This window comes from Uliginosibacterium flavum, assembly GCF_040566545.1.
In the GTDB taxonomy this organism is placed as follows: domain Bacteria; phylum Pseudomonadota; class Gammaproteobacteria; order Burkholderiales; family Rhodocyclaceae; genus Uliginosibacterium; species Uliginosibacterium flavum.
In genome coordinates, this window is the sequence record NZ_JBEWZI010000019.1 from 22,699 (window position 1) to 43,933 (window position 21,235).

The window sequence follows — 21,235 nt, forward strand, 5'->3', positions numbered from 1 at the left end:
GCTGGGTCTGTCGGCCAGCACGGCGGCCGTGATGCTCGCCTTCACCCTGGTGTTCACCGGCCTGATGGCCGGCACCTATGAAGCCACGCGCGAACCGATTGCGCGCAGCGCGGCTGCTGAACAGCTGCGTCTGATCAACGAAGTGCTGCCGCCGGCCAGCTACGACAACACCTTGCTGAACGACGTGCGCACTCTCGGCGCGACGCCCGAACTGGGTCTGCCCAAGGGCGGCCGCATCTGGCGTGCGCGCAAGAATGGCCAGCCCGTGGCGCTGGTCTTCGAAGCCATCGCCCCCGATGGCTATGCTGGCGCGATCAAGCTGGTGATTGCGGTCGGGGCAGATGGCCGCGTGGGTGGCGTACGCGTCACCGATCACCACGAAACCCCGGGCCTGGGCGACTACATTGATCCGAAGAAGGACAAGAACAAGGCCAGTCCGTGGGTTGAGCAATTCGTCGGCAAGACGCTCGCCACCCTGCCGCTGGAGCGCTGGAAAGTGAAGAAGGATGGCGGTGAATTCAACTATCGCACCGGCGCCACGATTTCACCGCGCGCAGTAACCAATGCCGTAGCCCGCGCTGTGCAATATGCCAGCACCCAGCGCGACGCGCTGTATCAGTAAGGAGTCTGCTCATGGCAACGCATGACCTGAAGGACATTTTCTGGAACGGTGTCTGGCGACAGAACACCGGTCTGGCGCAATTGCTGGGCCTGTGCCCGATCCTGGCCGTATCGACCAATCTGGTGAACGGCGTCAGCCTGGGCATCGCCACTATTGTGGTGATGGCCATGTCGAATGCGGTGGTGTCGGCGCTGCGCAACCTGATTCCGTACGAGATCCGCATCCCGGTGTTCATCCTGATCATCGCCGCGCTGGTCACCGTCCTTGACCTGGCTTTCAATGCGTATCTGCACGAGCTGTATCTGGTGCTGGGCATCTTCGTGCCGCTGATCGTCACCAACTGCATCGTACTGGCTCGTGTAGAGGCTTACGCAGCCAAGAACCCGCCTCTGGCCTCGGCCGTCGACGGCATCGGCATGGGCGTCGGTCTGGTGCTGGTGCTGACCATCCTCGGCGGCGTACGCGAAATCATCGGCAGCGGCACCCTGTTCTCAGGCATCGAAATGCTCTTCCCCAGCGCGCATGCCATCCAGATCCTGCCGGCCAACTACCCCGGCTTCCTGTTCGCCATCCTACCGCCGGGTGCCTTCATCGCCCTGGCCTGCCTGATCGCCGCACGTAACTGGTTTGAGGCGCGCAAGGCTACGGCAAAGCCCGTTGAAGCCGCGGGCTGCGCGCCGGCTGCGCACTGACGCAGCAGGAACATATCGACGCCCATTCTTGCTAGAAAGGAAGCTCACCATGTTGACAAAGGCCCAGCGCGTATCAAGAAAGAAGGACAACGTAACCTACTGCTATCCAAGCAAAGGATATGACTCAAGCAGTGCAATCCAAATTGATTTGGAGCACTACGAGGAAGTTGACACAATTCAAGGTGAGTTACCGGAAAGCGACGAAACGTTTCCAAAAGGCGCTCCCATGGAGAACTATGCCAAGGTAGGCGAGAAAATTCTCAAAAAGAAAATCCGCTGATTTGATCTAAACAGTGACTGCTAACATGCCACGCCTGATGACGAAAGCGGAAGTCCGCGAAGCCTTCCGGCGCTGGCAAGCGGCCAATCCAGCCCCGGTCACCGAGCTGGAATACGCCACACCCTTCCAGCTGCTGGTGGCCGTGGTGCTGTCGGCGCAGGCCACCGACAAGGGCGTGAATCTGGCCACGCGCAGCCTCTTCCCGGCCGCCCCAACGCCCGAAGCGATGGCTACGCTGGGCGAAGCCGGCATCAGTGACTACATCAAGACCATCGGCCTGTTCCGCAACAAGGCCAAAAACGTGGCGCAGCTCAGCCGTCAATTACTGGAGCGCCATGCGGGCGAAGTCCCACGCTCGCGTGAAGCGCTGGAAGCGCTGCCCGGCGTGGGCCGCAAGACCGCCAACGTCGTGCTCAACGCCCTGTGGCGCGAGCCGGTGATGGCCGTGGATACACACATTTTCCGCGTGGGTAACCGCATGGGTCTGGCCCCCGGCAAGGATGTGCGCGCCGTTGAAGACGCGCTGATGCGCCGCATCCCCAAGGACTATCTGGTCGATGCCCACCACTGGCTGATCTTGCACGGCCGCTACATATGCACCGCACGCAGCCCGAAATGCGGGCAATGCAGCGTTCGCGACCTGTGTCAAAGTACTGACAAAACCGATCACCCGACTCAGTCCTGAAAATCATGTTCAACCCCACCCGCGATCAAGCCCGTCTGTTTTTCATCGACAGCTGGCGCAAGCATCAGGCAAAAGAGAGCCTGACCGCGATGGAAGACATCGCCGCCGAATTGATCTTCCAGCACCCGGAATACCAGGCCTTGCTGGAAAATCCGGAAGCCGTGGACAAGGATTTCAGTCCCGAAGACGGGCAAGTGAATCCTTTCCTGCATCTGTCGCTGCATCTGGCGATTCATGAGCAGCTCTCGATCAATCAGCCGCCGGGCATCCGCGAAGCCTATGACGCCTGCCTGCGCCGCCACGGCGACGATCGCCACGCGGCCCTGCACGACGTACTCGACGCGCTGGGCGAAACGATTTTCGCAGCGCAACGCAGCGGCCAGCCGATGGATGCGCTGGCTTATGTCGAAAACGTTAAACGACGGGGAAAAGGCGGGAATTAGGCGTTGGGAACTCGGGACTGGGAACTGGGGACTGGGTAAAATCAAACCCGCCCCCACCCCGGGTACCCAGTTCCCAGTCCCGAGTTCCCGATTCCAGTCCCCAGTCCCCAGTCCCCAAAATGATAGACACCATCATCTTCGATCTCGGTAACGTCCTGATTCCCTGGGAGCCGCGCTGGCTGTTCCGCAAGCTGCTGGCAGACGAGGCGCAAGTCGAGCATTTCCTGCAGGAAGTCGATTTCAATGCGTGGAACGCGGCGCATGATGCTGGCCAGCCTTTTGCCGTTGGCATCGCTTCGCATGGCGCGAAACACCCGCAGCATCGCCATCTGCTCGAAGCCTATTTCGAGCGCTGGGAGGAGTCGGTCGCGGCGCCCTTCGATGAATCCGTAGCGCTGCTGCACGAACTGAAAGCGGCCGGCTTTCGTCTGCTCGCGCTGACCAATTTCTCGACCGAAACCTTCCCACGCGCGCAGCGTCTGTACAGTTTCCTGCAGGAATTCGAAGGTGTCGTGGTCTCGGGTGAAGAAGGGCTGATCAAGCCGGATCCGGCCATCTATGAATTGTTGCTCGAGCGCTATGGCGTAGAACCCACGCGCGCCGTGTTCATCGACGACAGCGCCGCGAACGTTGCCACGGCGCGCCAGTTGGGCATGCATGCCATTCACTTCACCGGACCCGAAATGTTGCGCGGCAGCCTGCGCGCACTGAATCTACCCGTCTGACAGTACGTGCCTGAAGAGCCGCCCTGCGCCTGCCTCTGCAGGCAGGCATACTGAAGAATCAAGCCCGGGGCTGCTCTTCAGCATGCTCGCACAAAACATCCTACAAGCTAGCTCGCCCGCCGCGCTTGGCCTGCTCGTACAGCGGCATCACGATATCGCCGTAGTGCTGCAAATCCTGTTGCCGGTCTGCGCTGGCCGGGTGGGTCGACAGCCATTTCGGTGGCGCTCCCTCGTTGGCCTTGCCCATCTTCTGCCACAGCGACACCGCCGCACGCGGGTTGTAGCCGGCGCGGGCGGCGAGTTCGATACCGATGCGATCTGCTTCGGTTTCGTGTTCGCGAGAATTGGGTAGCTCAAACGTCACGTTGTAGACCATCCCGGCCAGATCCATCTGGCCTTGGTCTGCCCCCAGCACCAGACCGACGATGGACAAACCCAGCCCGGCGTTCACTGACTTGGAGGCGCGCTCCCAGGCATGTTCGCGCAAGGCATGAGCGATCTCATGGCCCATCACCTGGGCGAGCTCGTCATCCGTCGCCTGGAGTTGTTCGATCAGCCCGGTATAAACCGCGATCTTGCCGCCGGGCATGCACCAGGCATTCAGCTCCTTCGAGCTGATCACATTCACTTCCCACTTCCAGTTCACCGCTTCCGGGCGAAAAACCGAGATCTGCGGAATCAGACGATTGGCGATCCGGCGTACCCGCTCCACATCTTCCGCATCCTTGTTCAAGGCCTGTTTTTTCTGCGCTTCGCCCAGCAGCTGCTGGTACTGCAACGCGGCTTGCTGATTGAGCTGGGCGCTATTGATCAGCGGCGAAACATGTTGCGGGCGTGACACGCCCACCATGCCCGGCTGGGTTGTCTGCACGGTCTGACATCCCACCACGGCGGCGCAGGCCAATACGATGGCCCAGGACCAGGGGCCAATATTCTTACGCATGATGCTCTTCTCCATTTTCAGGCCAGGCGCTCCGGCTCAGCCATAACACACCGAAACCGATCAAGGCGAAACCGGCACTGGCGGTATAGGTCCAGCCTGCGCCCACACCATCCCACAGCCAGCCGCTGGCCAGGCTGCCGATGATGCCGCCCGCCCCGAAGGAAATGCTGCCATACAAAGCCTGCCCCTGTGCCTGATGCTGACCACCGAACCAGTGGCTGATCGCCGACACGGCCGCGATGTGATTCACGCCGAAAGTAATGCCGTGCATCAATTGCGCCAGTAGCACGACGACAATCACGTCCACGCACCAGCCAATCAACAGGAAACGCAAAATCGCACAGCCCAAAGCGAAGAGCAGCAAGGCCTTGATCGAGAAACGCTGCATCAGGCGCGGTGCCCACATAAAGATGAGGATCTCCGCCAGCACACCGAGCGTCCACAACAGCCCGACAACGCTCTTGCTGTAGCCAGCGGCGACCAGATGGATGGAGTAGAAAACATTCAGCGCACCATGCGCCGAGGTCATCAGCATGCAGGAGGCCAGCAATGCGAGGACCTCTGGTCGACGCACGATGGGCCACAGCCCGCCCTTCACGCGCTCGGCATCACAGTGTGGCGCCTCCGGCACCCACAATGACGAAATCACAATCGCCAACAGCATCGCCACTCCGCCATACACGACCCAGTCAATGCTCGCGCGCTCCAGCCACCAGCCCATGCCGAGCACCGTGACCACAAACCCGAATGAACCCCAGGCGCGGATCGCGCCGTAGCCGGGCCGCCCATTCAGATGATTGAAAGTGGTGGCCTCGGCGAGCGGGCTCTGCGCCGTCCAGAAAAAGCCCATCACCGCCAGCGAAGCGGCAATTCCCCAGAAGCCCGTCGACCACGCAATGCCCATGAAGCCCAGCAGGGAAATCAGTGCCGCCACGCGCAGCACCGGCATGCGCCGCCCCAATCGATCCGCCAGCCAGCCCCACAGATTCGGCGCGAGCAGACGCATCCACTGCATCACCGCCAGCAAGAAGCCGATCTGCGCTGCGGCAAAGCCACGGCTCTGCAGATACAGAGCGAAATACGGCATGAAGATACCGATGAAGGCAAAGTAAAAAAAGTAGTACGCGGAGAGGCGGCGGAAGGGCACAGAAGGCATCCCGTTATTAGACCAGATAGCGACCGCCCAGCCCATGCCCGCAGAGCCCCTGTGCGCCTATCTGTGCGAGCAGGCGTGCTGCAGATCCTTGCCACGTGCGGGTCTTGAAGCAGATGCACGGCGCGCCTGGCAACACGCGAATCCACTACCATCCCGTTACCGTGTCGCGCGAAATTCTCCTCCCATGCAAGCTCTGCGTCGCATCCTCCTGTCTGCAGCCCTGCTCTGCGCACCCCTGACATCCGCGCAATCCCAATCTGAGCCGGTTGCCCCGCCGTCCGTCTGCGATTACTGCAAGGAAAAACTCCTGACGCTGGATACGCTGCGCCAGGCTCTGCCCGCCGACTGGCTGCTGCAGACCGAACGTGAACCCGTCTTCGGCGGCGAGCTGCTGGTCGTTCAGGCCGGTCTGCAAAACCCGCAAACGCTGGTTCTGGTGCATGGCCTCGGCCAGAACGGTTTCACCGACTGGGTCAGCGTGATGCCGCAACTGGCACAGCGCTACCACGTCATCAGCTTCGACTTCCCGGGCTTTGGCTACTCCAGCAGCCCGAACGGCAAGTATTCGCCGCGCAACTACGCCCGCGTGCTGAATGGCGTACTCTCCCGCCACGCCAAGGGACGCGCCATCGTCGTCGGCCATTCGCTGGGCGGTGCGGTGTCGCTGCGCTTTGCCAGCGAATATCCGGCGCAGCTCGACAAGCTGATCCTTGTCGATGCCGCAGGCATCCTGCAGCGCACCGCCTTCGTCAAGCACAGTGCGCGCGTGCCGCTGGGTGTCGAGCAAATGCCCGGTTTTCTGAAAAATACAATCGCGCGCATTCAGGATTTCGGCAACTCCGCCGTCGAAAAAATCGCCAGTTTTCCCGATCCGACGCGCCTCCTCGGTGCCAGCGAAACCCTGTGGGGTGGGGTGATGGCCAATCGCAGCAACGCCAATGCGGCGATGGCGCTGGTCGAGGAAGACTTCAGCGCGGACATTCCGAAACTGCAAACGCCCACCTGGATCATCTGGGGCGAGGCCGACACTGTTGCCCCGCTGCGTACCGGCCAGACGCTGGCGCGGCGCCTGCCACTGTCGCAATTGCTGACAATGCCAGGCGTGGGTCACACGCCGATGGAGCGAGCCACCGCGCAGATGCTCTACCCGCAACTGCTACGCGCGCTGAACAACCAGCCCGTAACCGCCGCTCGACCAGAAGCGCCCAGCGGCGCCTTGACCGACCTGCACTGCCGAGGGGAAACAGATCGGCTCTACAGCGGCCATTTCCGCGAAGTCATCATCGAGGGCTGCACTGCGGTCAAATTGCAGAATGTCAGCGCCGAGCGCATCGTGATTCGTGACGCCATCGTGCAGATGCTCAACGTGCAGGTGCGCGCCAAGGGCACGGCGCTGGAAGTGGTCAACTCGGAACTGATTGCCACTGCCGGAGAGTTCAACGGCGACATTGCCATCCGCGCCGACAAAGCCCGCGTCGATCTGGCCGGCATCAAACTTGAGGCCCGCCGCACCGCGATCGAGGTGCAAGGCTTCTCGCGCCTGATCGGCTCGGTCAACGAAATCCGCAGCCCGGCTTACACCGGCCCTTGGCAAGGCAGCGAGGAAATCGAAATGGGCGTGCTGGCGCCCTAGCCTGAAGAGCCGCCCCCAACGGCGATCTACAAGCAACCTGTCCGCAACGCTTTACAAACAGCCACTCTCCAGACTGCATGCCTGCAGAAGTCCGTCCCACGCGACTCTGCAGGCATCCTCAAAAACGCGCGCCCAAACCCTGCAGCTTGCTGAGATCCAGCGCACCGGGCTGATCAAAAGGTGCGCGCCCATAGCCGCTGATTTGGGCTTCACCTTTTATGCGGTAGTGCAGTTTGCCATCGGCGGCGGTGAGTTCCTGCAAACGATTGAGCAAACCGAGCAAATGCGCCCTGGCATCCAGCTCGACCAGCGCCTCACCCCGTGCGGGAATGCTGACGGCGGCCGGCGCCTGCCCGCTGGCAAACGTGCTCTCGCCCACCTGCAGATCAAATGTGACACTCTCGACGGTGATCGCCATTGCGTTCGGATTCTTCACGCGCAATTGCAGCTTGATGCGCTGCTGCAGGATGTTGCCGCCGGTCAGCCGCACGTCCGCCAGACTCACCTCCGGCTTATGCCAGGTGACACAGGCCGCCAGCGAGATTGACACACCCAGCAGCAAGAAACGCTTGGTCACTTTACGCATCGGCACACACATTCATCTTCAGTCCTTTTGGGCAATTTGGTTCAAACGCGGCGACAAGCGATAATCGCAGCATGAATTACGCCTCAATCATCAAGGAAATCGGGCGCGGCACCAAGGGTGCTCGCGACATGTCACGCGAACAGGCACAGGAAGTGTTCGGTTTGATTCTGGACGGAAGAGTTCCGGACATCGAACTGGGCGCCATTCTGATTGCCCTGCGCATCAAAGGCGAGAGCCCGGATGAATTGCAGGGCTTCCTTGCCGCGCTGAATGAACGCACGCGTCAAGTAGAACTGCCACCCGGCCCGCGCTGCGTGCTGCTTCCCACCTATAACGGCGCGCGCAAACAACCCAACCTGATGCCGCTGGTCGCGCTGCTACTGGCGCGTGAAGGGGTGCCGGTGCTGATTCAGGGGCGGCACGATTTCGACTCCCGCGTCAGCCCGTTTGACCTGCTCGCTGCGCTGGACATCCAGACAGAACGCAGCCTGCCGGATGCCTCCAGCACACTGGCAAATCGCCAGATCGCCTGCCTGCGCCTGGACATGCTGGCGCGCGGCCTGGACTGGCTGCTTGGCCTGCGCCTGACGCTGGGCGTACGCAACAGCGGCCATACCTTGGCCAAGCTGCTCGATCCCTGTCGCGGCCGCAGCGTACGCGTGGTGGCGGTCACCCACCCGCCCTATCTCGACTCCATGCAAGCCCTGCTCGAAGCCGACAAAGCCACCGCGCTGCTGATGCGCGGCACGGAAGGCGAAGCCTTTGCCGCACCAAAGCGGCGGCCGCGTCTGCTGGGATTCTCGAATGGCGTGGCGGCAGAACTGTTTTCTGCCGCTGAGTTTGGTGGCGAAGAAATCGCTGGTGAGACCTGTACGATCCCCGAAAACACCGATCTGATCCGGCGCATGCTGGCAGGTCAGACGCCGACCCCGCAGCCTATCCTTGATCAGGTTACCGCCCTGGCACAGCTGGCGCGCGCCTGACAAACAAGAGCCCGCCGGTTTGCACCAGGCGGGCTCTTTGTTTCCGATTCAATCCAGCTCAGTCCGTCGAAGCGCCAGCCTTGGCGTTGAAGGCCGCCACGCCGGAATAAATTTCCTGGCGCGCTGCATCGGGGCCGTCCCAACCCTGCACCTTGACCCACTTACCCGGCTCCAGATCCTTGTAGTGCTGGAAGAAATGCTCGATCTGACGCAGCAACAGGTACGGCAGATCCTGATAAGTACGGATATTGTCGTACAAGGAAGTAATCTTCGGCACCGGCACAGCCAGCACTTTGGCGTCTTCACCCGCCTCGTCCGTCATGCGCAGCACACCCACCGGCCGGCAGCGAATCACGACGCCCGGGATCAAGGAAAACGGCGCCATCACCAGCACATCCACCGGATCACCATCCCCCGAAATGGAACGCGGCACGTAACCGTAGTTGCAGGGATAGGACATCGAAGTGCCCATGAAGCGGTCAACAAACACCGCACCGGTATCCTTGTCGATCTCGTACTTGATCGGGTCTGCGTGCGAAGGAATCTCGATGATGACGTTGACGTCATCGGGCACATTGCCCGGCAAGACGTTGTTGAAACCCATGAAAAAGCCCTCGTTGGTTGGGTGTGGAGGCCGTTTTTATTGTGACGACGGCTCAGGCGGAAGCCATTCTCTGTCTTTTTTCATGCTTTGGGTATCGGTGAAACTACGAACCCGCCCAAATAGCCGGCCTGACCCAAAATCACTTCACCAATGTCACCGGCTTGTGCGCCAGCGCCACCACCCGCGCCGCCACAGAGCCCAGCAAGGCCTGGGTTACCGAACCGCGCCCATGAGTCCCCATCCACACCGCATCACATTCCAGATCCTTGGCGGCATGAGCAATCGTCTCACCTGGCGAACCTACGCGCACATGCGTCTGCACACCCAGTCCGGCCTGCTTGAGGCGTTCTGCGACCGGCAGCACCACGGCCTGCCCTTCCTCATGGTAATAGGCATCAACAATCTCACGCGCCACATGCTTGGTCGCAAACCCTATTGGAATGGGCAAATGAACATAGAGCACATGGATCTGCGGCATCTCGCGCAAACGTGCCGCAAAAACCAGCAAGGCATCCACCGCCCGGGTGGAAAATTCGGAACCATCAACGGCCAGCAAAATGTTCATTTTGTTCTTTCGTCATGATTGAATTGCTAAACCGCACACACCACGCCTGCCCACAAGCGGCCACCCAGCTCAGGCGCACGAATCAGACCATAAACACCAAAAGCCAACACGATCAAACCCGCTACAAGCCTGAAAGAACGGCTGCGCACGACATTTCTGTAGCGCATCGCCAGCATGCCCGCCAGCAGCAGATTCGGTAAAGTTCCCGCCCCGAAAGCCAGCATCAGCCCGCCGCCGCGCAAAGCAGAGCCGCTGACCAGCGCAAGCGATAAAACGCTGTAAGTCAGGCCGCAGGGCAAGAAGCCCCACAAAAACCCGACCGGTAGAGCCCCGCGCCAGTCCCGCACCGGCAACAAATGACGACTCAGTGGCTGGATACGCCGCCACAAGCCCTGCCCAAGGCGCTCGACGCCCACCAATACACGAGTGAAACCCATCAGATAAAAACCCATGCCTATCAGCATCAGGTTGGCCAGCACATACAACGCTAGTTGTATCGGCAGGAAGCGGTTGAACAACAAGCTGGCGGATCCCAATGCACCCACCGCCGCGCCAATGCAGGTATAGCTGCTGATCCGGCCCAGGTTGTAGGCCAGCTGTCGTGACCAGACTGAAGCTGTGCCAGGCTGCGGCCCCGACAAGGCGCTAACGATCCCGCCACACATGCCAATGCAGTGGGCGCCGCCCAGCAGACCAATCAGAAAAACAGCCCAGTATCCGGTTTCAGGCACGAGAAGCTTTCACAAGACGAGGAGCCGCATTCTAAGCCGGGATCAGCAGCTCACAGACTCAGATCACCCGCGAGTATCGACGCTGCTGCTGATCCGTGTGCAAATAGGCATCAAAGACCATCGCAATGATGCGCACAAGCATGCGCCCCGCCTCGGTAACGCTCAGTCCCTGCTCGCTCAACTCAAGCAAGCCAGCCGCTTCCAAACCCTGCAGTGCATCCAGTTCAGAGGCGAAATACTCGGAAAAACGAATAGGGAACCTCGCCTCGACAGCCGTAAAATCCAGCGCAAAATCACACATCAAGGCCTGAATGATGGCGTTTCGCAGGATATCGTCTTCGCTCAAGGTCCAGCCACGCATGAGCGGAAAAGCGCCCTGATCGATGGCCGCGTAATACGCCTCCAGATCACGCTGATTCTGACTGAAAGCGCCACCCGCCTTGCCGATTGAAGATACGCCAAAGGCCAGCAGATCACATTCGGCGTGGGTGGAATAACCCTGAAAATTGCGCTGCAAGCGGCCTTGGCGCTGGGCGACAGCCAACTCGTCATCCGGCCGTGCAAAGTGATCCATGCCGATGAATACATAGCCCGCATCGGCCAGCTTGGCGATGGCCAGAGACAGAATCTGCAACTTTGCATCCGGCGAAGGCAGATCAGCCGCCTCGATGCGTCGCTGCGGCATGAAACGAGTCGGCAAATGGGCGTAGTTATACAGAGCCAGGCGATCCGGCTGCATGGCCAGCACCGTGTCCAGCGTCTTACCGAAGCTCTCGACGCTCTGGTGCGGCAGACCATAAATCAGGTCAACACTGATCGATTTGAAGCCGTATTGACGCGCAGCATCCAGCACCACGCGCGTTTCCTCGACCGACTGGATGCGATTGACCGCCTGTTGCACATTGGGATCAAAATCCTGCACCCCGAGGCTCATGCGGTTAAAGCCCTCGCTTGCGAGCAATGCCACAATTTCCGGCGTGACCTTGCGCGGATCGACCTCGATTGAATACTCGCCATCCGCCTGCAAGATGAAGTGCTCACGAATACTTGCCATCAGGCGCCGGATTTCATCGGGCTGCAGGAAAGTGGGGGTGCCGCCGCCCCAGTGTATCTGCTGCACATTGCGCGGCTCCGGCAACAATGCGGCTTGCATCGCCATCTCACGCGCCAGATAGTCGACGTACTTCGCCGACAAGGAGCGATCCTTGCTTATCACCTTGTTGCAAGCGCAGTAGTAGCAGATCGTGTTGCAGAAGGGGATGTGAAAATACAGTGACAGCCCGCTGGCAGGATCAATTCGCTGCAGGTGTTGCTGCAAGCTTGCCGCATCAAAATTGTCGGAAAACCGATCAGCTGTCGGATAGGACGTGTAGCGCGGGCCTGGCACATCAAAACGCCGAATCAGGTCGGGGTCAAAGCTGATCGTTTGTTTCACGATTCATGTTCTTTTCAAGTGGTTGAAGACAATCGCAGAGATAGTAAGCAAATACGTTGATGTTGATCAATTCGCAAGGTAAACTCTAATCCGTGGACCAAAAAGTTACCATTCCCCTGACTTCAAACAATATGCGCGTTGCCTGTTCTGAGTGCAATCTTCGCGAGCTGTGTCTCGCCGTCGGTCTTGATGATGAAGATCTGTACAAACTCGATGACATGGTCACCAAGCGCAAGCTCAAGCGCGGCCAACAACTTTACCGTGCTGGCGATTCGTTTGATGCCATTTACGCCATTCGAACCGGCTTTTTCAAGACCGATATCCTCACCGAGGAAGGCCTTGAACAAGTAACCGGATTTCAGATGGCAGGTGAAATCCTTGGCATGGATGGCATCAGCACGGATCGTCACGTCTGCAACGCAACCGCGCTGGAAGACAGCGAGGTCTGCCTGATGCCTTACGATCAACTCGAAGAGCTGTCGCGCCACATCAAATCCCTGCAGCAGCAATTCCACAAGTTCATGAGCCGCGAAATCGTGCGTGACCAGAGCCTGATGATCTTGCTCGGTTCGATGCGTGCAGAAGAGCGGATCGCCGCCTTCCTGCTCAACTTATCGCAGCGCATGCGGGTGCGTGGCTATTCCGCCTCCGAATTCCACTTGCGCATGACCCGTGAAGAAATCGGCTCCTACCTCGGTCTGAAGCTGGAAACGGTCAGCCGCGCTTTCTCGAAATTCCACGACGAAGGCCTGATCGGCGTTCAGCAGAAATACATCCGCATTCTGAATGCGGATGGCCTCAAGGCCTTGCTCAACCACACCCCCTCCTGATCGGAACTACCGCGTCCCAAAACAAAAGAGACGCCACGGCGTCTCTTTTGTTTTGGCGATAACAGACCCGCTTACCGCAAACCCAGCACATCCTGCATGTCGTAAAGCCCGCTGGCCTTACCCTGCAGAAAGGCTGCCGCGCGCAAGGCGCCCGTCGCGTAGGGCATGCGGCTGCTGGCTTTGTGCGAGATTTCGACGCGCTCGCCCAAGCCACAGAACATCACCGTGTGATCACCAATCACGTCGCCGCCACGTACTGTCGCAAATCCGATGGTTTCCGGCTTGCGCTCTCCTGTTACGCCTTCACGGCCATAAACAGCGCAATCCCTGAGATCGCGATCCAGCGCCTTGGCAACGACTTCACCCATGCTCAGAGCCGTACCCGAGGGCGCATCCACCTTGAAACGATGGTGCGCTTCGAAAATTTCCACGTCGTAACCCGACGCCAGAATTTTCGCGGCCAGATCCAGAACCTTGAACACCGCATTCACGCCGACCGACATGTTCGACGCAAACATCACGGGAATCTCACGCGCAGCCTCGCCGATCAAAGCCTTCTGCTCCGCCGTAAAACCTGTCGTACCGATAACCAGGGAACGCTTGAGACGCCGCGCCACGCTCAGATGCTCCAGCGTCCCTTCGGGGCGCGTGAAATCAATCAGACAGTCAGACACAACCAATGCGGCCTCCACGTCACTGCCAATCATCACACCACATGCATTACCCATCAACTCGCCCGCATCGCGTCCAATAAACGGGCTGTCGGCACGATCCAGGGCGGCAGAAAAAACAACATCAGGCATTTGCAGGGCGGCTTCAATCAGCATGCGCCCCATACGTCCGGAAGCTCCGGCAATAGCGACTTTGACGGTCATCGAAAATCCTCTGGGAATGAAGCGGAGCGACGCGAGGCCGCTCCGGGTAATCAGGGCTTGGCGGCGGCCGGACCAGTGATGTCGATCACACGTGGCGCAATCGGAACTTCAGCGCGCCCCGCGGCTACATCACCCTCGATACGATCAAGCTTGTCTGCAATAAAGAAAATTGCGACGCTGCGACGCTCCGGCTCGGCATAGCCAGTCGAAAACTGATAAACGTAATCCCAGCGATCTGCATGAAACACATCCACCAGCAGGGGCGAACCCATCACGAAGCGCACCTGCTCCCGGCTCATGCCTGGGGAGAGTTGTGACAGCATTTCCTGCGTTACGGCATTACCTTGGCGCACATCGATACGAAAAGGCTTGATGACATTGCTGAGCATGCTGGACGAGCAGGCTGTCAGCAGACAAACAACGGCTGACAGAAAAACGGGTCGCAAAACCATACGGACGGACTCTCGTGACATCGATAATCGGGGGTGCGCGCACCCGGAAACATTCCAAGACGAACGCTTGGACTATATCATACGGCCCCACACCCCACTCACCCGGAGACAGTGATGCCCCCACCGCAAAGCCTCAAGGAAACAGGTCTGAAAGCGACATTACCGCGCCTGAAGATTCTCGACCTGTTTCAACGCACCGCCGAGCGCCACCTCTCTGCTGAAGACGTGTACCGTCTGCTCCTCGCAGAAGAGCTGGATGTCGGTCTGGCAACCATCTACCGGGTACTCACCCAGTTCGAACAAGCCGGCCTGCTCAAGCGTCACCACTTCGAATCAGGCAAAGCCGTATTCGAACTCGACAAAGGTGATCACCACGATCACATCATGTGCGTCGACTGTGGTCGCGTTGAAGAATTCTTCGACCCGGAAATCGAGGCTCGCCAGAATGCCGTGGCTGCAGCACAAGGATTCAGGGTGCGCGAACACGCCATGTATCTGTACGCCGAGTGCATCAAGCCGAACTGCCCCAACAAAGGCAGCAAGAAACCGGACTGAACTGCAGGCCCCGAAAACGACAAAGCCGCCCACGAGGCGGCTTTGTCGTTTCACCAGCACCTGCCTGCAGAGCCCCCATTGACGGACTTCTTCAGGCAGGCATGCCGCAAACCGGCTCCAGTAGCCGCTCTGCAGACAGGCACACTGCAGATCACATCACCGCGCCGATCTGCCAAGGCAGGAACTCATCATTGCCGTAACCCAGCACTTCACTGCGAGCTTTCTCGCCCGACGCGTAGCGGATGATCGCATCGAAAATTCGCTGACTGATGTCCTGCATCGGCACGCCATCCAGCAAATCGCCGCAATTCACATCCATGTCATCGCGCTGACGATTCCACAGCGCGTTATTGGTTGCCAGCTTGATGGTCGGCACGCCGGCACAGCCAAAGGCTGAACCACGCCCGGTGGTGAAACAGATCAGCTGCGCGCCGCCAGCGGCCTGCCCCGTTGCAGAAACCGGATCGTAGCCGGGCGTGTCCATATAGACGAAACCCTTGGCATCAATTTGCTCGGCGTACTCGAATACACCGTTGAGCGTCGTGGTGCCACCCTTGGCTACGGCGCCAAGAGATTTCTCCAGGATCGTGGTCAGACCACCCGCCTTGTTGCCGACAGAGGGATTGTTATCCATCTCGCCACCGTTGCGACTGGTGTAATCCTTCCACCAGCTGATGCGGCCGATCAGCTTCTCAGCAATCGCCGGGGTTGCGGCACGACGCGTCAGCAGATGTTCAGCTCCGTAAATTTCCGGTGTTTCCGAAAGAATCGCCGTCGCGCCATGCGCTACCAGCATATCCACCGCGCCGCCCAGCGCCGGGTTGGCGGTAATGCCGGAATAACCGTCCGAGCCACCACAGTTCAGGCCGATGATCAAATGGCTGATCGGCGCAGGTTCGCGCTGCACGGCATTGGCCGCCGGCAACATCGCCTCGACCATCTCAATACCGCGCGCAATCGCCTTGGAGGTGCCGCCCAGATCCTGGATATTCACGCTCTGCATCATCCCGGCCGGATAAGTACCCAGCTCTTCGATCAGCGGCGCTACCTGATTCATTTCGCAGCCCAGACCGACGAAGAGCACGCCAGCAAAGTTCGGGTGCTGCGCATAGCCGAGCATGGTGCGCTTCAGGGCCAGCATGCCCTCGCCTGCGCTGTTCATGCCACAACCCAGTGGGTGCGGCATCGGCACAATGCCATCAATATGCGGAAACGCAGCCAGACGCTCCTTGTTGAAATGATTGGCGATGGCGCGCACGACGGTCGCCGAACAATTCACGGAAGCAATCACGCCGATATAGTTGCGCGTGCCAACCTTGCCGTTATGGCGCTTGAAGCCCATGAAGGTCGCCGGCTGAGCAACTTTGGCGGTGTCATGTACGCCCTGACCGATGGCGTAATCGCGTTCAAAATCCGCAACCCCCAGATTATGCACATGCACGTGCTGGCCAGCGACGATGTCCGTCTTGGCAAAACCAATAATCTGGTTATAGCGATGCACAGCCTCACCAGCCTTGATGTCGCGGGTTGCGACCTTGTGGCCAGGTGGGATCAGATTGCGCACTTCAAAATCTTCGCCCGGAACACGGTTACCCGGCATCAACTGACGCGTGGCGATCACCACGTCATCATTGGCATGCAAGCGAACGGCAATGGATGCATCCATAATCAAGCCTCCTCAGCCATGGCTGTCATCGCGGCCTTGACGCCCAGTGCCTTGATGCTGGCCAGCGAGCGAACAACCTGCTCGTTCAGCCCCGGCACTTGATTCAGGTCCTCACCCCACAAGCGCACATCGCCGAGCAGGCCACGAACCAGCGCAGTCAGATCAGAACCGCCTTGAGCGGCACGCCACGCATCCCCAATCACCGATAGCACATCAGGATTATCGCGAATCGGATAGCTCTGACCGGCGCGATCACCGACAAACTCACCCGCCGCATCAAACTTGCCATGATAGAAATTGAGCAGTGCGGCCAAAGAAAACGACAAGCCGGCCGGCGCCTTGCCGTATTCCCGTGCGTAATCCTTCACCGTCGGCAGCACGCGCACCTGCCACTTGGAGACAGAGTTCAGCGCAATGGAAATCAGCTCATGGCGAATGTGCGGATTGGCAAAGCGCTCCATGATGGTGTCGGCATAGCTGCGACGCTCGGCATCGGGAAGCGGAACGAAAGGCACGATTTCCTTGAACATCACGCGATTGAGGAATTTCGACACCACCGGATCTTCGGTCATGGCCTGCACCGTATCCAGGCCGGCGCAGAATGCGGCCAACGATGAGGCTGTATGCGCGCCATTCAGGATGCGCACCTTGCGTGTACGGTAGGGCTGCAGATCGTCGGTCCACACAACATCCAAGCCGGCTTTATGCAAGGGCAACTCGTCAGCCAAGTGGGCCGGACCTTCAATCACCCACAGCAAGAACGGCTCTGCCGCCACCATCAGCGGATCTGTATAGCCCAGATCGACGTAGAGGCCTTCGGCTTCCGCCGCCGGGAAGCCCGGCACGATGCGATCCACCAGAGTGTTGCAGAAATAGTTGTGATCCTTGACCCAGACCACGAAGTCAGCCGGCAATTTCCAAGCTTCAGCGTGCTGCAGCACAATGCTGCGCAGCTTCGTGCCATTCGCCTCAATCAGTTCGCAGGGCAGGAAGACCAGACCACTCGCAGCCGTGCCGCCCAGTTTCTGAAAGCGCGACCACAGCAAGGATGCGACCTTGGCCGGAAAACTGTTCGGGCACACGTCAGGCGCAAACGCTTCATCAACATGCGCGATGCCCGCTTCGGTGGTATTCGAGATCACGAAGCGCAGGGTCGGATCCTGCACACAGGCGAGCATCTCGCTCCATTGTGAATAGGGGTTCAGCGCCGTATCGACACAGCTGATGATGCGGCGTGAATCGACCGTCTGGCCGCCCTGCACACCGCGCAACAGCACCGTATACAAACCATCCTGAGCATTGAGCATGTCGGCCAGACCACGCGCCAGCGGTTGAGCAATCGTCACGCGGCCGTTGAACAGCCCCGCACCATTGGTTACATCGATAAGCCAGTCGGCGAAGCCGCGCAGGAAGTTACCATCACCGATCTGCAGGATGCGAACGGGTGCCTTGGCAGGCACAGCTTCTGGACTGAAATCGGCACGCAGCTTGCCGGTGCTGAGAATATTGCGATTGAGTGCGGCCACAAACGAGCTCCTTGAATGGCGTCGAACGCAGCGCCACTCAAAAAGAAGTGGGCAATACGCCTGACAAATTATCGATTTGCAGGCATATTAGCCCAAGTTGCCTGACAACTTCAACTCGTGTAAACCCGGATTTCAGCCAAAAAAGAAGACCGGCATCGCGGCTAGAGGAATAATCGCGCCGGGGTACTGAACCACAATGGAAGCCAATTTGTTGCCGTAGCGCCCTGCTACCTCGGGTGGTTGCCCCGCCAGACGCGCTGCCAGATAGCCGCCGGCAAAAGAGTCGCCTGCGCCGGTGGTATCCACCACTTTTTCAACCCGGAAAGTCGGCACCATGACCACTTCCTGTCCGCGCACGCGGATCAGGGTTGGATCGACACCGCGCTTGACCACCACTTCGTCACAAGGCAGCGAATACGCGTGAGCTAGCGCAGACTCTTCGTCCAGCCCGTAAAGCGCGGCATTGTCTTCCAGGGTAATCAGGGTCAAATCGGCATTGGCGAAAGCACGGTCGTACCAAGCCTTGGTATTCGGATCGCCACGCCAGACGCGCGGACGGTAGTTATTATCAAAGTACACCTTGCCTCCACGGGCGCGCAGGCGGTCGATCAAACCAAACAAGGTCTCGCGACCAGCGTCGGGCAGCACAGCCAGACTGATCCCGCTGTAATAGAGCACATCCAGCTCATCAATGTGCTGGCCCAGCAGACTGTCCTGCTGCCCCAGGAAAAAATCCTTGGCGGCACTCATGTCACGCCAGTAATAGAAGGTCCGTTCACCCGTCTCATCAACCTGAATGGTGTAAAGCCCCGGCATCTTGCCTTCGACGCGGCGCACCATACAGGTATCGATACCTTCTTTTTCCCAAGCATCGACCATCATGGCACTGAAAGCATCTGTGCCAAGTTGGGTCGCATACGAAACCTGAATGCCAGTATCTGCACCCAGCCGGGCCAGATAAACAGCGGTATTCAGGGTATCGCCACCAAAAGTCTGCTGCATGGTGCCAAACATCTCGCCACGCAGCTCAATCATGCACTCGCCGAAAAGGGCGACCCGACATTTATTTTTCATGTATCCAATCTCTACAAAAAACGGAGCAGGCGGCGCGGAAGGCCCACATCAGCCCAAGCGAAGTGTAATCAAGTTTGACGAAAGCTATTGCAACGGCACGCTCGCGCGATGACATAAATCAATCGATAAGTTGATGTGCCATTGCAACAAACCTACTTGGCAAGCGCTGCGGCACCACTCACAGCCCGCCGTTGAAGCCAAGTTGCCGCCACGCTTCATACGCAACAATCGCCACCGTATTGGACAAATTAAGGCTACGCACTCCCGGCTGCATCGGCAAACGCAAGCGCCGCTCTTCTGCAACGTCCGCCAGCACCTGCGCCGGCAAACCCGCCGACTCGGCGCCAAACACCAATACATCGCCGGCCTCGAATGCAACCGTATCGTAGCGCACCCGGCCGCGCGTACTCAGCACAAACATGCGCCGCCCGACCAGCGCGGCCTGACAACTGGCCCAATCCGGATAGCGGGTAACGACTGACAACTCGGCGTAATCCATACCGGCGCGCTTGAGCTGCTTATCACTCAAATCAAAGCCAAGTGGCTCGACCAGATGCAACTTTGCGCCAGTGTTGGCGCACAGACGAATGATGTTGCCCGTATTCGGAGGGATCTCGGGTTGGTACAGGACGATATTAAGCATGGGCCAATTATCGCCTGCCCTTCCTCCGCCGTGGAACAGATGATTGCTTTCTGTTCAAGGATTGTGGATCCTTCGCCGTTGAGACAGACGGGTTTATCCGTCACAAATATAAAAAAATAAATGAACGAAACGCTTCCACCGGAACCTGTGCGCAACACCGGACAGTCGAGCAATGGCATAGCGCTATTGGCAGTGCTTGACGCGCTCTCGCAGCCGGATTTTGCCCAGGCCGCAGCGGCTGTCGCCAGCGTGCTGGCCAAGGAACTAAGCTGCACGCGCGTCGGGGTCGGCATGACGCGTGGCCGCAGCACAGAGCTGGTTGCGCTCTCCGGGATGGCCGATACTCGCCAGGAACTGGAGTTGCCACGAAAAATCGCGGCCGCAATGAATGAAGCCGTTGATCAGCATGTAAGCCTGCGCTATCCGGTCACCGCCGCGGATGCGCCGCACATCACCTTGATGCAGGGCGAGCTGGCCAGCGCCGAACTCGGCGCCGCCCTGCTGAGCATTCCACTGCCCTACCAGCAAACCGCAATTGGCGCGCTGACGCTGATGCGCGGCATAGACCGCAAATGGTCGGACGCCGAACTCGCCGACGCCGAACAAATGGCAGCGCTGATCGGCCCTGTGCTGATGCTCAAGCAACGCGCTCACGAGCCCTTGCTGACCCGTTTGCGACATCTGCCGGCAAACACACTACAACGACTACGCAAGCCCGGTTCGTCCGGCGTAAAACTGCTCGCCCTGCTGCTGACTTTCTTCCTGGCATTTGCATTTTCCCTCCCTGTAAACGATCAGGTGACGGCCCACGCGCGCCTCGAAGGGGTGATCCAGCGCAGCATCTCTGCCCCCGTTGATAGTTTCATCCAGGACGTACTGGTTCGCCCGGGCGCACAAGTCAGCGAAGGTGAGCTCCTGCTGACGCTTACGGACCAGGATCAGCGCTTCGAACAAAGCCGACTGGAAGCAGAGTTAGGTCGTTTCCGTAACGAGCAAGCAGAAGCTTTCGCACGACAGGATCGTTCAAAAATGGTCGGCTCCCAGGCGCGAGTCGAGGAAATAGCGGCCCAGCTGGCACTGGTGATCGAAAAAATCAATCAGACACGCATCACAGCCCCCTTCCCCGGCATCGTGATCCGTGGCGATCAGCAGCAACAAGCAGGTGCGCCGGTCAAGCGTGGTGAAGTACTGATGGTGCTCTCGCCATCTGCCGACTTCAGGCTTGTCCTGCAAATTGACGAACACGACATTGCCCACATCAGCGCGGGGCAGACTGGCCGCGTCGCTTTTTCGGCACTCCCCGACACAAGCTTTCCACTGCAGATCCAGCGCATCACTCCGGTAGCCAGTATTTCCGGGGGCAACAACAGCTTCGAAGTTGAGGCTGGCCTTGCAGGCCGGAATAGCGCCCTGCGTTCCGGGCTGGAAGGTGTCGCTCACATTGCCATGGGTAAGCGGCCGCTGGCCATGATCTGGGGTAGCCGCGCTCTCGACTGGCTGAATTTCCAGCTCTGGATCCTGTTCGGCTAGA

Annotated in this window: 24 protein-coding genes; 11 read left to right on the forward strand and 13 right to left on the reverse strand. The window is 59.3% G+C overall.

Features of this window, described 5'->3' with window-relative positions; translation table 11 throughout:
* The first annotated feature begins 31 nt into the window (after positions 1-31).
* The 6 genes from rsxG (at position 32) to ABXR19_RS15570 (ending at position 3,447) form a co-directional block, all read left to right on the forward strand.
* Positions 32-622 (forward strand): electron transport complex subunit RsxG, encoded by a 591-nt coding sequence (gene rsxG / locus ABXR19_RS15545; RefSeq protein ID WP_354602093.1) that lies wholly within the window; start codon positions 32-34, stop codon positions 620-622.
* Positions 623-633: 11 nt separating this feature from the next.
* Positions 634-1,314, forward strand: coding sequence for an electron transport complex subunit RsxE (gene rsxE, locus ABXR19_RS15550; RefSeq protein WP_354602059.1), 681 nt, complete (start codon positions 634-636; stop codon positions 1,312-1,314).
* Positions 1,315-1,363: 49 nt separating this feature from the next.
* Entirely contained in the window at positions 1,364-1,594 is a 231-nt protein-coding gene (locus tag ABXR19_RS15555; RefSeq protein ID WP_354602060.1) for a hypothetical protein, read from the forward strand.
* A 37-nt stretch (positions 1,595-1,631) separates the two neighbouring features.
* Positions 1,632-2,279, forward strand: a complete 648-nt coding sequence (gene nth, locus ABXR19_RS15560; protein WP_354602094.1) for an endonuclease III — start codon at positions 1,632-1,634, stop codon at positions 2,277-2,279.
* A 5-nt stretch (positions 2,280-2,284) separates the two neighbouring features.
* Complete coding sequence (locus ABXR19_RS15565; RefSeq protein ID WP_354602061.1) at positions 2,285-2,722, forward strand: DUF1841 family protein; 438 nt, start codon at positions 2,285-2,287, stop codon at positions 2,720-2,722.
* Positions 2,723-2,841: 119 nt separating this feature from the next.
* Positions 2,842-3,447 (forward strand): HAD family hydrolase, encoded by a 606-nt coding sequence (locus ABXR19_RS15570; RefSeq protein WP_354602062.1) that lies wholly within the window; start codon positions 2,842-2,844, stop codon positions 3,445-3,447.
* Positions 3,448-3,547: 100 nt separating this feature from the next.
* Here the strand turns inward: ABXR19_RS15570 and ABXR19_RS15575 are convergent, their stop codons facing one another.
* Together ABXR19_RS15575 and ABXR19_RS15580 are read right to left on the reverse strand one after the other, a co-directional pair.
* Positions 3,548-4,390, reverse strand: coding sequence for a M48 family metallopeptidase (locus ABXR19_RS15575; protein ID WP_354602063.1), 843 nt, complete (start codon positions 4,388-4,390; stop codon positions 3,548-3,550).
* Positions 4,383-5,546 carry an MFS transporter gene (locus ABXR19_RS15580; protein WP_435594336.1) on the reverse strand — a complete coding sequence of 388 codons (1,164 nt, stop codon included), beginning with the start codon at positions 5,544-5,546 and terminating at the stop codon, positions 4,383-4,385. Before ABXR19_RS15580 ends, ABXR19_RS15575 begins: the two co-directional genes overlap by 8 nt.
* A 184-nt stretch (positions 5,547-5,730) precedes the next feature.
* Between ABXR19_RS15580 and ABXR19_RS15585 the strand changes: the two genes are divergently transcribed.
* Complete coding sequence (locus tag ABXR19_RS15585) at positions 5,731-7,179, forward strand: alpha/beta fold hydrolase (RefSeq protein WP_354602065.1); 1,449 nt, start codon at positions 5,731-5,733, stop codon at positions 7,177-7,179.
* A 118-nt stretch (positions 7,180-7,297) separates the two neighbouring features.
* On the opposite strand, the gene ABXR19_RS15590 is transcribed toward ABXR19_RS15585, so the two are convergent.
* Positions 7,298-7,765 (reverse strand): LEA/WHy family protein, encoded by a 468-nt coding sequence (locus tag ABXR19_RS15590; protein ID WP_354602066.1) that lies wholly within the window; start codon positions 7,763-7,765, stop codon positions 7,298-7,300.
* 71 nt (positions 7,766-7,836) lie between these two features.
* On the opposite strand from ABXR19_RS15590, the gene ybiB reads away from it, so the two are divergent.
* Complete coding sequence (gene ybiB, locus ABXR19_RS15595; RefSeq protein WP_354602067.1) at positions 7,837-8,748, forward strand: DNA-binding protein YbiB; 912 nt, start codon at positions 7,837-7,839, stop codon at positions 8,746-8,748.
* A 58-nt stretch (positions 8,749-8,806) separates the two neighbouring features.
* Here ybiB and ppa read toward each other — a convergent pair whose 3' ends face one another.
* From ppa to hemN, 4 genes are all read right to left on the reverse strand, one after another.
* Positions 8,807-9,352: an inorganic diphosphatase gene (gene ppa / locus ABXR19_RS15600; protein ID WP_354602068.1), complete on the reverse strand. Its 546-nt coding sequence runs from the start codon at positions 9,350-9,352 to the stop codon at positions 8,807-8,809.
* Positions 9,353-9,491: 139 nt separating this feature from the next.
* Entirely contained in the window at positions 9,492-9,917 is a 426-nt protein-coding gene (locus ABXR19_RS15605) for a universal stress protein (RefSeq protein WP_354602069.1), read from the reverse strand.
* A 26-nt stretch (positions 9,918-9,943) separates the two neighbouring features.
* Entirely contained in the window at positions 9,944-10,648 is a 705-nt protein-coding gene (locus ABXR19_RS15610; RefSeq protein ID WP_354602070.1) for a sulfite exporter TauE/SafE family protein, read from the reverse strand.
* 58 nt (positions 10,649-10,706) lie between these two features.
* Entirely contained in the window at positions 10,707-12,083 is a 1,377-nt protein-coding gene (gene hemN, locus ABXR19_RS15615; protein WP_354602071.1) for an oxygen-independent coproporphyrinogen III oxidase, read from the reverse strand.
* 92 nt (positions 12,084-12,175) lie between these two features.
* Here hemN and fnr point away from each other — a divergent pair, with 92 nt between their 5' ends.
* Positions 12,176-12,913: a fumarate/nitrate reduction transcriptional regulator Fnr gene (fnr, locus tag ABXR19_RS15620; protein WP_354602072.1), complete on the forward strand. Its 738-nt coding sequence runs from the start codon at positions 12,176-12,178 to the stop codon at positions 12,911-12,913.
* 71 nt (positions 12,914-12,984) lie between these two features.
* Here fnr and dapB read toward each other — a convergent pair whose 3' ends face one another.
* Positions 12,985-13,788, reverse strand: coding sequence for a 4-hydroxy-tetrahydrodipicolinate reductase (gene dapB, locus ABXR19_RS15625; protein WP_354602073.1), 804 nt, complete (start codon positions 13,786-13,788; stop codon positions 12,985-12,987).
* A gap of 50 nt (positions 13,789-13,838) precedes the next feature.
* Positions 13,839-14,177, reverse strand: a complete 339-nt coding sequence (locus tag ABXR19_RS15630) for an outer membrane protein assembly factor BamE (protein ID WP_354602074.1) — start codon at positions 14,175-14,177, stop codon at positions 13,839-13,841.
* A 177-nt stretch (positions 14,178-14,354) separates the two neighbouring features.
* On the opposite strand from ABXR19_RS15630, the gene fur reads away from it, so the two are divergent.
* Complete coding sequence (fur, locus tag ABXR19_RS15635) at positions 14,355-14,795, forward strand: ferric iron uptake transcriptional regulator (protein ID WP_354602075.1); 441 nt, start codon at positions 14,355-14,357, stop codon at positions 14,793-14,795.
* Positions 14,796-14,946: 151 nt separating this feature from the next.
* Here fur and ABXR19_RS15640 read toward each other — a convergent pair whose 3' ends face one another.
* The 4 genes from ABXR19_RS15640 to ABXR19_RS15655 form a co-directional block, all read right to left on the reverse strand.
* Positions 14,947-16,461 (reverse strand): UxaA family hydrolase, encoded by a 1,515-nt coding sequence (locus ABXR19_RS15640; RefSeq protein ID WP_354602076.1) that lies wholly within the window; start codon positions 16,459-16,461, stop codon positions 14,947-14,949.
* Positions 16,462-16,463: 2 nt separating this feature from the next.
* Complete coding sequence (locus ABXR19_RS15645) at positions 16,464-17,987, reverse strand: tagaturonate reductase (protein WP_354602077.1); 1,524 nt, start codon at positions 17,985-17,987, stop codon at positions 16,464-16,466.
* 132 nt (positions 17,988-18,119) lie between these two features.
* On the reverse strand, positions 18,120-19,061 hold the full coding sequence (locus tag ABXR19_RS15650) for a sugar kinase (RefSeq protein ID WP_354602078.1): 942 nt from the start codon (positions 19,059-19,061) through the stop codon (positions 18,120-18,122).
* A 178-nt stretch (positions 19,062-19,239) separates the two neighbouring features.
* Complete coding sequence (locus ABXR19_RS15655) at positions 19,240-19,704, reverse strand: tRNA (cytidine(34)-2'-O)-methyltransferase (protein ID WP_354602079.1); 465 nt, start codon at positions 19,702-19,704, stop codon at positions 19,240-19,242.
* Positions 19,705-19,824: 120 nt separating this feature from the next.
* Between ABXR19_RS15655 and ABXR19_RS15660 the strand changes: the two genes are divergently transcribed.
* Positions 19,825-21,234 carry a GAF domain-containing protein gene (locus tag ABXR19_RS15660; protein WP_354602080.1) on the forward strand — a complete coding sequence of 470 codons (1,410 nt, stop codon included), beginning with the start codon at positions 19,825-19,827 and terminating at the stop codon, positions 21,232-21,234.
* The last annotated feature ends 1 nt before the right edge of the window (position 21,235 follow it).